This is a genomic window from Mycobacterium sp. TH-M11 (assembly GCF_057473725.1).
This window is the reverse complement of sequence record NZ_JBYCLD010000193.1, coordinates 1-8575: the sequence shown is the minus strand read 5'-3', so window position 1 is coordinate 8575 and position 8575 is coordinate 1. Positions and strand designations below refer to the sequence as shown.

At 66.8% G+C, this 8575-nt stretch carries 8 protein-coding genes; 7 read left to right on the top strand and 1 reads right to left on the bottom strand.

Features of this window, described 5'->3' with window-relative positions:
- Nucleotides 1–802 (top strand): universal stress protein (locus AC2VOG_RS08495; RefSeq protein WP_486939472.1); only part of this gene is annotated, 802 nt, incomplete at its 5' end.
- Nucleotides 803–1011: 209 nt separating this feature from the next.
- Here AC2VOG_RS08495 and AC2VOG_RS08490 read toward each other — a convergent pair.
- Nucleotides 1012–2004, bottom strand: a complete 993-nt coding sequence (locus AC2VOG_RS08490; protein ID WP_486939471.1) for an Acg family FMN-binding oxidoreductase — start codon at nt 2002–2004, stop codon at nt 1012–1014.
- 233 nt (nt 2005–2237) lie between these two features.
- Between AC2VOG_RS08490 and AC2VOG_RS08485 the strand changes: the two genes are divergently transcribed.
- From AC2VOG_RS08485 to AC2VOG_RS08460, 6 genes are all read left to right on the top strand, one after another.
- Complete coding sequence (locus AC2VOG_RS08485; RefSeq protein ID WP_486939470.1) at nt 2238–3131, top strand: universal stress protein; 894 nt, start codon at nt 2238–2240, stop codon at nt 3129–3131.
- Nucleotides 3132–3192: 61 nt separating this feature from the next.
- Complete coding sequence (locus AC2VOG_RS08480) at nt 3193–5592, top strand: HAD-IC family P-type ATPase (protein ID WP_486939469.1); 2400 nt, start codon at nt 3193–3195, stop codon at nt 5590–5592.
- Nucleotides 5593–5776: 184 nt separating this feature from the next.
- On the top strand, nt 5777–5917 hold the full coding sequence (locus AC2VOG_RS08475) for a hypothetical protein (RefSeq protein WP_486939468.1): 141 nt from the start codon (nt 5777–5779) through the stop codon (nt 5915–5917).
- A gap of 85 nt (nt 5918–6002) precedes the next feature.
- Complete coding sequence (locus AC2VOG_RS08470) at nt 6003–6860, top strand: universal stress protein (RefSeq protein WP_486939467.1); 858 nt, start codon at nt 6003–6005, stop codon at nt 6858–6860.
- A 97-nt stretch (nt 6861–6957) separates the two neighbouring features.
- The gene (locus tag AC2VOG_RS08465) at nt 6958–7425 is read left to right on the top strand and encodes a hypothetical protein (RefSeq protein WP_486939466.1); all 468 of its coding nucleotides are present in this window, start codon (nt 6958–6960) and stop codon (nt 7423–7425) included.
- Between the two features lie 27 nt (nt 7426–7452).
- Nucleotides 7453–8575: phosphatidylglycerol lysyltransferase domain-containing protein (locus AC2VOG_RS08460; RefSeq protein ID WP_486939465.1), on the top strand; the 1123-nt coding region annotated here is incomplete at its 3' end.

Sequence of the window (8575 nt, the reverse complement as noted above, 5' to 3'; positions counted from 1 at the left end):
CGTCGTGGTCGGCATCGACGGCTCCCAAGCCGCCATCCGGGCCGCGGAATGGGCAGTCGAGGAGGCCATCGGCCGGGAGATCCCGCTTCGCCTGGCGCACACCATTACCGCACTGGTCGAGCCGGCCCCGTTCAGCGCCGTCGGCAACGTCAACATGGAAGTCGAATATGCGGAAACGGCCCTCAGGGCTGCCTGCGCGGCGGTGGTAGCGACGGGAAAACCGGTCAAAGTCGAAACCGAGGTTGTGCGGGGCGATCCCGCGGCAATACTCATCGCCGAATCGGCCAATGCCGCGATGATATGTGTGGGTTCGACGGGCATCGGCCGGTTGGCGCGCGCGTTACTGGGTTCCACGGCCGCCGAGGTCGCCGACGCGGCGCATTGCCCGGTCGCGATCATCCGCAGTCACGACGACCGCTCAACGCGACCGCGCCCGTTGATCGTCGCCGCCGTCAACGACTCGGCGGACAGTGATCTGGTCGTCGAACTGGCGAGCAAAGAGGCGGAGCTACGACAGGCGCCGATTCTCGCGGTCGACGTGTCGCGGCCGGAGACCGATCGCAAGCCCGGGATTGGCCTGGCGCACCGGTTGCAATCCTGGCGCGCGTCCCACCCGGACGTCGACATCCAAGCCTGCGTCACCCGGGACGACATCGCGGACTTCCTCGCCTCGTCCAACCGGACGATCGAACTGGCCGTGATCGCAGGAAGCAACTCTGACCAAGTCACAAACCTGATCGGGCCACACGATCACCCGATCATCGGGCATGCGGAGTGCTCGGTGCTGGTCGCCCGCACCTAGCCACCCGGCTATCGCGAGACTCCCGCCGGCGCATGGATGAGCAGGCGAACTCGACATTGCGAGACGGCGCCACGGTGTCGCTGGACAGCTCGGGCCGGCCGATATCCATGCGGTCGAAGAACTCGACAACATGTTCAGCGACGTGAGTGGCGCAGAATTCGATTCGGTGTGAACGCGTCTCGCCGGCTGGGCGGTAAGCCTCGCGGCGGTCAACAGAAGTGGGACCCGTCCAGGTACTCGACGACGTCGCCGAGCGGACGACGCGGCGTCGTGGGGAGCACGTCCGCGTCGACCGGAGCCCAGCCCAGGCGAAGCAACATCTGCGGGAACGCGTCGAGCCCGAACACCTCGATCTGTACGGCATCACGGGTCTCGCGGATTTCCAGGGGTTCGGTTACCGGGCAACTGGCCAGCCCGAGCGCGGTAGCGCTGAGCAACATCAAGCTGGTGGCCTCGCCGGCTCGCAGCCGCGCCAGAATGTCGTCGTCCTTGGTGCCGAGCGCCAACACCACGGCATTGTCGTCGGCCGGTTCCGATTCGACGGGCTGACCCAACACCGGGCCCGCGAAAAGCCTTGGCGGTAACGGAGCCGCGGGATCGGCCTCGGGGGTGTTGCGGGCCGGCACACCCGCCCACGACGCGTACCGTCCACTCCAGACCGTCAGCTCAGACAGATAGTCGTAATCCGTCGTATGCTGCCGAATAGCTTGCGCCATAATCTGTTTCAGCTCAGCGCGAGACTGGATCTGGCGCAGCATCACTCCGCTACGCGTCGCCCGCGCACCCAGTAGAGCGATATAGTTCGCGGGCACCTCCCACGAGCTGTAGCGACGCCGATCGGTGCGGCGCCGCGGAATCGCCGCAGCCAAACTGACGTCCAACTCGTTGGCCGCCTGGCGGTGAACCTCGATGGCGGCGAGATGTTCGGGGTCGTTGGGATCGGGAAGCCGATGGATTTTGGCTTGCCAGCCCAGCGCCGCGAGGGCTACCACGCAATGGTGCAGCGCGATGCCGCAACTCAACACCAAATCGCGGCTGTCGGGGTCGGTCTTGGGAAGGTGCATCCGTCGATCGGCATAGAGGTGCACGCTGGCCGAACCCACCCGCCATCGCCACGGCTGGGTGTTGTGCACCGACGGCGCGCGGGTGGCCAGCGACAGCACTGTCCGCACGGTCTCGCGATCCGGGAAGGGAGCGTTCATGCGGTCACCGCCTGCTGATATATGCCTAGACCTTCCCAGGATGGTCCGCTGCACCCAGCCGTTGTTAGAGCCGAAAGGCTCCACCTGAAAACGCCTTTCGCGACCGTCGGTTCTCCAGCCGACCGTTGCTGGGACTTAGGGCGGTCCTGCCGGTGCCAAAAGTCTCTGCAGCCAACCGCCTGGGCCGCCTAGCGTCGGGTGACAGCGCATGGAACTCATTCGGTGGAGGTGCAATGTCGCAGCCTGACACACATCTCGGAATTGTCGTCGGCGTGGATGACTCGTCGGCCGCCGAATCAGCTGTGGAGTGGGCAGCGCGCGATGCCGAATTACGCGGCACTTCTTTGACACTCGTACACGCGGTCTCGCCGAACCTGACGACGTGGGGTGAGGAGCCGTTGCCGCCCGGCCTGGCGCGATGGCAGAAAGAACACGGCCGACGGCTGCTGGAGAACGCGGTGCGGGTCGCCGAAAAGTCCTGTCACCGAGGAGGTCCAACCGGCATCAACGCCGAGGTGCTGACCTCGGTCGCCGTCGCCAGCATGGTCGAGCTGTCCGACGATGCCGAGATGATCGTGGTCGGAGCCTTCGGAACCAGCAACTGGTCGGGCCGCCTGCTCGGATCGGTGAGCTCCGGCGTCCTGCGCCACGCCCATTGTCCGGTGGCCGTCATTCACACCGCGCGACCCGAGGAGCCACTGCGCGAACAGGCGCTGGTATTGGTCGGTATCGATGGCTCGGCCGCCGCCGAGTCCGCGGCGGGGATCGCGTTCGACGAGGCCGCCCGGCGGAACGTCGCGTTGCTCGCCGTGCACGCCTGGAGCGACACCGACGTCTCCGCATGGCCCGACCTCGATTGGCCGGCCGCGCAGGTGATGTCCGACCAGGTGCTCGGTGAGCGCCTGGCTCGTTGGCAGCGGCAGTATCCCGGCGTGAACGTCCGTCGGGTCGTCGCCCGCGACCAGCCTGCGCGCACGCTGCTCGGCCATGCCGCGGACGCGCAGCTGCTGGTGGTCGGACATCGTGGTCGCGGCGGATTCGACGGGATGGCGATGGGCTCGGTGAGCGAGGCCGTGGCCTTACTGGCCCGAACACCGGTGATCGTCACGCGGCAGCCGGTACGTTAGGCCCGGCGATATTGCGTTGATGGCCAGTGCATCTGGTGATAATTTCGTAGGCTTGCCGGTTATGAGCGCGTCGCGGTCGGCCGGGTTGACGTCCGCCGAAGTCGCTCAGCGAGTTGCCGATGGCCGAGCCAACGACGCCCCGAGCCGCGCGACGCGCAGCGCCTCCGACATTGTCCGGGCCAACGTCTTCACCCCGATCAACGCGATTCTGGCGGTGCTCTTCGCGATCGTGCTGGCCACCGGATCGTTGATCAACGGACTGTTCGGACTCCTGATCGTGGCGAACAGCGTGATCGGCATCGTCCAGGAGCTGCGGGCCAAGATGACGCTGGACAAGCTCTCCATCGTCGGGCAGGCCAGGCCGTTGGTACGCCGCGACGGCACAACACGGGAAGTGTCGCCCCGCGAGGTGGTTGCCGATGACGTCATCGAATTGGGGCCCGGCGATCAAATCGTGGTGGATGGCGCGGTGATCGAGGAGTCCGCCCTCGAGGTCGACGAGTCGCTGCTGACCGGCGAGGCCGACCCCGTGTTGAAGCCGGTCGGCGGCAATGTCATGTCAGGCAGCTTCGTCGTCGCCGGCACCGGCGCCTATCGCGCCACCAAGGTGGGCAGCGAAGCCTACGCGGCCCGGCTGACCGCGGAGGCCAGCAAATTCACCCTGGTCGACTCCGAACTTCAGGCGGGCGTAAACAAGATTCTGTGGTTCATCACCTACCTGTTGATTCCGACCGGCCTGCTGATCATTTACACCCAGCTGTTCACCACGCACGCCGACTGGCGGGAGTCGGTGCTGCGCACGGTGGGCGCGCTGGTGCCGATGGTCCCCGAGGGTCTGGTGCTGATGACGTCGATCGCCTTCGCCGTCGGCGTGGTCCGGCTGGGGCGCCGCCAGTGCCTCGTGCAGGAACTTCCGGCCATCGAAGGTCTGGCCCGAGTCAACGTCGTGTGTGCCGACAAGACCGGGACACTGACGGAGAACCGCATGCAGGTCGCCGGCCTGCGTCGGCTCGACCCGGGCGTCGCCTCCGCCACCGTCATCGATGTCTTGGCGGCGATGGCCGCACACGACGCCCACCCCAACGCGAGCATGCAGGCGATCGCCGAGGCCTACCAGCACCCGCCGGATTGGGACGTCACCGCGACAGCGCCGTTCAAGTCGGCGACCAAATGGAGCGGATTCTCGTTCGGCGCGCACGGCAATTGGGTGCTGGGCGCCCCGGATGTGCTGCAAGACGCCGCCTCCGAGGCGGCCGCGCAGGCCGAGGCGGCCGGCGCGCAAGGACTGCGGGTGTTGCTGCTCGGGGCCGGCTCGGTGCCGGTCGACCACCCGGATGCGCCGGGCCGTCTCACACCGGCTGCGTTGATCATGTTGCAGCAGAAGGTCCGCCCGGATGCTGCCGCAGCCTTGAAATACTTTGCCGATCAGCATGTTTCGGTCAAAGTCATCTCCGGAGACAATGCCGCCTCGGTTGGCGCGGTGGCGGCGATGGTCGGCCTGGACGGGCAAGCATGTGACGCGCGGACGCTGCCCGACGACATCGACGAGTTGGCGGAAAAGGTGGCTGAATACCTCAGTTTCGGCAGGGTTCGTCCGGATCAGAAGCGCGCCATCGTGCGCGCCTTGCAGCAGCGCGGCAACACGGTCGCGATGACCGGCGACGGTGTCAACGATGTGCTGGCACTCAAGGACGCCGACATCGGGGTCGCCATGGGTGCGGGCAGTCCCGCAACGCGCAGCGTTGCACAAATCGTGTTGCTGGACAACAAGTTTGCGACCCTGCCCTATGTCGTGAGCGAAGGGCGCCGGGTGATCGGGAATATCGAGCGGGTCGCCAACCTGTTCCTGACCAAGACGGTGTACGCCGTGCTCCTGGCGCTGCTGACCGGCATTTGCGGTATCGCGGCGAAGTGGCTGGGCATCCGGTCGTTGATGTTTCCGTTCGAGCCGATTCAGGTCACCATCGCGGCATGGTTCACCATCGGCATTCCGGCCTTCATCCTTTCCCTCGCTCCCAATTCCGAGCAGGCACAACCCGGATTCGTCCGCCGAGTGGTGACGGCTGCCGTGCCCAACGGCACGGTTGCCGGCGTCGCGACTTTCGCCTGCTATCTGCTGGCGTCTCGAGGGGCCGCCGCGACCGCCACACAACAACGGCAGGCGTCGACGGCCGCGCTGATAACTCTGCTGGTGATCGCGGTGTGGGTGCTGGCAACCGTCGCCCGGCCCTACACCTGGTGGAGGGTGGCCCTGGTCGCGCTGTCGGGCGGGGCCTACGTGGTGATTGTCGGTAGTCGCGTCACGCAGAAAGCCTTCCTGCTCGATCCATCGAACCTCGCGTTGACCACCGCCGCGCTGGCGATCGGCGCCGTCGGCGCCGCCGTCGTCGAGGCGCTGTGGTGGGCCCGGGGGTCGGCCGACGGGGCGACGCCGCGGCTGTGGCGCTCGCCGGAGGTCTGAGCGCGCCGTCAGCGCACCCGTCCAGTTCCTTAAAGATTGTTTGAACTGCACATTCAACAGGCGTAAAGTTATCGCTGTCTTGTTGGTTCGGCGGGCCGTGAGGGGCCGGGGCTGGCTGGGTGTGTCCGTCGAGGCCGATGGAGGCCCGGACTCTAACGGCAATTGCCTGCTCTGACGAGGCCCTATGATCACCGATCCCGCGATCGAACCCACCGAGGAAGACCTGTCGGCGGATTCGACCCGCACACCACCTGCCGGCGAGCATGCCGCGGAAGTCAGCCGCATCGCCGCGCTGTTGCACGATCGGTTCGGGTTCGAGCGCTGACTGGGCTGCGTACGCCCTTCGACCCGGACATCGGAGACTTCCGGCCCTCCCGTACGTGCCTCCGCGCGCTCAGGGTGGCATTCACATGATTCCCGGTACCGAGCCGAACCCGGAGGACGCCTCCATGCGAGCACCAGCAGGTGTCAACCCGGTCGTGGTCGGAATCGACGGGTCCACCGCGGCGATCAATGCGGCCCGCTGGGCCGTGGACGAAGCGGTCAGCAGGAAGGTCCCGCTGCGACTGGTTCACATCTGCGACGAAGCGCCCGAAGACTCGGCCGAAAACGATTCGTTGGCAACGCAATACGCCGACGCGTCGATTTCAGCGGCTCGCTGCGCGCTTCAATCCGCCGGCGCGGCGATCGATGTGGACTCAGCGGTGCGCCGCGGCGATGTCGACCGCATTCTGGTCGAGGAATCGCGCCGGGCCGCGATGATCTGTGTCGGATCGATCGGGATCGGACGCGCAATCAGCAGGCTCTTCGGGTCGAGCGCGGTCGCTCTGGCCAGACACTCCCACTGCCCCGTCGCCATCATTCGCACCGATGGCGAACCGCCGCAACAAAATCGGATCGTCGCGGTGCTGGATCGCTACCCGGACAGCGACGCCGTCATCCACCACGCCCTCGACGAAGCGCGGCTGCGCGGCGCTTCCCTGCTTGCCCTCGGCGTCCGGCGGTGGAAGGCCGGCGCGCTGTCCGAACCCGAACTGAACCGGCTCCTCGAGCGCTGGCTGGCCAGCTATCCCGATGTCGAAGTACACGCCTGTAGCACAGTCTCCGCGGCTGAATACCTGGTGACCCGCGACGAGCACGTCCGGTTGGTTGTCACCGGCAGCGCCGACGCGGACAAGCTGACCCGCCTTGTCGGTCCGCACCGACACCCGCTGGCCACCTACCCCAACTGCTCGGTTCTGCTGGTGCGCAGCGACGATGCGAGTTGACGAACGACCCGGTGCGCCGGGACTTCCGCCCCTAGCTGCCACCCTGGGTCGAATGGTCGGATACCGGCATGAGGCCGAAGTTCGCTGGAGGCAACCGATGAGTTCTTCTGACCTACCGCAAACGAGAACCCGTGCCTTCGCCCGGGTGCTCGGCCCGTTCGTCGTCATCGTGTGCGCCGCAGCGGCAGCACACACTTCTGAGATGTCATCGCTCACCTCGGATTTCGCCGAAAATCCGATGTGGGCGTGGGCGACGGGCCCGTTCGTGCTGCTGGGCGGTCTGGTCATGATCGCGCTCCACCCGTATTGGCGCGGCCTGGCCGCGGTCGTGGTGTCGACGCTGTGCTGGCTGGTGGTCGTGCGTGGCGTCCTGATGCTGGCCTTTCCGTCGACTTTCGTCGCCATGGCCCGCTCGGTCATCGATCAAGGTGATCTGTGGCGAGCGCTGTGCATCCTTTTCGGTGCGTTCGGCGCGTATCTGACCTACGTCGGCTGGAAGCCGATAGCGGACCGGGCCGCGACGCCGGTGGTGGCGGCCGATCCGGACCTGCCGCGGGCAGCCTGAACGTCGGCCGGCGCCGTGAAGGCTGCGATGAACGAACCAGCCAGAGTCGCCGTCCGCGATCGGGTGGTGCTCGATTCCGAATCGCAGCATGTACGTCAGATCGGCCGGTCGGCCCTGCTCGGCGCCTCCGGGGTGAGCGTCCTGCTGGTGGCGCGCTACCACTACGCGTCCGGGTTGACTACCGTCGGCGGACTGACGTGGTCACTGTCGTTGTCGTTGGCGGTGATCCTGGCCGCTCGCGGGATCTTGCTGGGTCGGTCGATCACGGTCAGCCACGGCACGGCGTCAGTGCTGGTGGCGGCGACTGGCCTGGTCATGCACGTGACGTCGTTCCAGCTGCTCAGTGATGGCCTGGTCGCGGGCGCGGGCCTGGTGCTGACCTGGCCGGTGTCGTCACGGCGGGATCCCGGCTCACTGCCACGGGTCTGGACACTGGTCGAGGCCACACACGGCGACCCGCTTGCCCCGTTCGCGATGCAGGCCATGAAGAGCTACTACTTCAATGCCGACGAAACGGCGGCGATCGCCTATGCCGTGCGCCTCGGTCTCGCGGTGGTCAGCGGCGATCCCATCGGGCAGGCCGCCCAATTCCCGCAACTCGCCGGCGACTTCGCCGCGATGTGCCGCCGGCATGGCTGGCGGGTCGTGGTGTTGGGCTGTGGTGAGCAGTGGGTGGCGCTGTGGCGAGATCGTGCCGTGGTGGGTCGACCGCTGCGGGCGATCCCGATCGGGCGCGACGTCGTCGTCGATGTGCGCAGCTTCGACATGACGGGCCGCAAATACCGCAATCTCCGCCAGGCGGTGCAACGCACCCACAACGCCGGCATCGCCACCGAAGTGGTCAACGAGCAGCACCTCGACGAAGCGCTCGCCGACGAGCTGGCCGAGGTGCTGTACGCGTCGCACCGCGGAGCCCGTATGCAACGGGGCTTTTCGATGATTCTCGACAGCGCGCTCGAGGGCCGCTACCCCGGCGTCCAGTTGATCGTCGCTCGCGACCGTTCCGGGCGGGTGCAGGGCTTTCAGCGATATGCGACCGCCGGCGGGGGCACCGATGTGACCCTTGACGTGGCCTGGCGGCGACCGGGCGCGCCCAACGGTATCGACGAGCGAATGAGCGTCGACATGATCGGGCACTGCAAATCTTCAG

What these genes read in the sequence shown, in the direction of transcription:
- AC2VOG_RS08490 (WP_486939471.1), bottom strand. Translation starts at nt 2,004, where the DNA reads ATGAACGCTCCCTTCCCGGATCGCGAGACCGTGCGGACAGTGCTGTCG.
- AC2VOG_RS08485 (WP_486939470.1), top strand. Translation starts at nt 2,238, where the DNA reads ATGTCGCAGCCTGACACACATCTCGGAATTGTCGTCGGCGTGGATGAC.
- AC2VOG_RS08480 (WP_486939469.1), top strand. Translation starts at nt 3,193, where the DNA reads ATGAGCGCGTCGCGGTCGGCCGGGTTGACGTCCGCCGAAGTCGCTCAG.
- AC2VOG_RS08475 (WP_486939468.1), top strand. Translation starts at nt 5,777, where the DNA reads ATGATCACCGATCCCGCGATCGAACCCACCGAGGAAGACCTGTCGGCG.
- AC2VOG_RS08470 (WP_486939467.1), top strand. Translation starts at nt 6,003, where the DNA reads ATGATTCCCGGTACCGAGCCGAACCCGGAGGACGCCTCCATGCGAGCA.
- AC2VOG_RS08465 (WP_486939466.1), top strand. Translation starts at nt 6,958, where the DNA reads ATGAGTTCTTCTGACCTACCGCAAACGAGAACCCGTGCCTTCGCCCGG.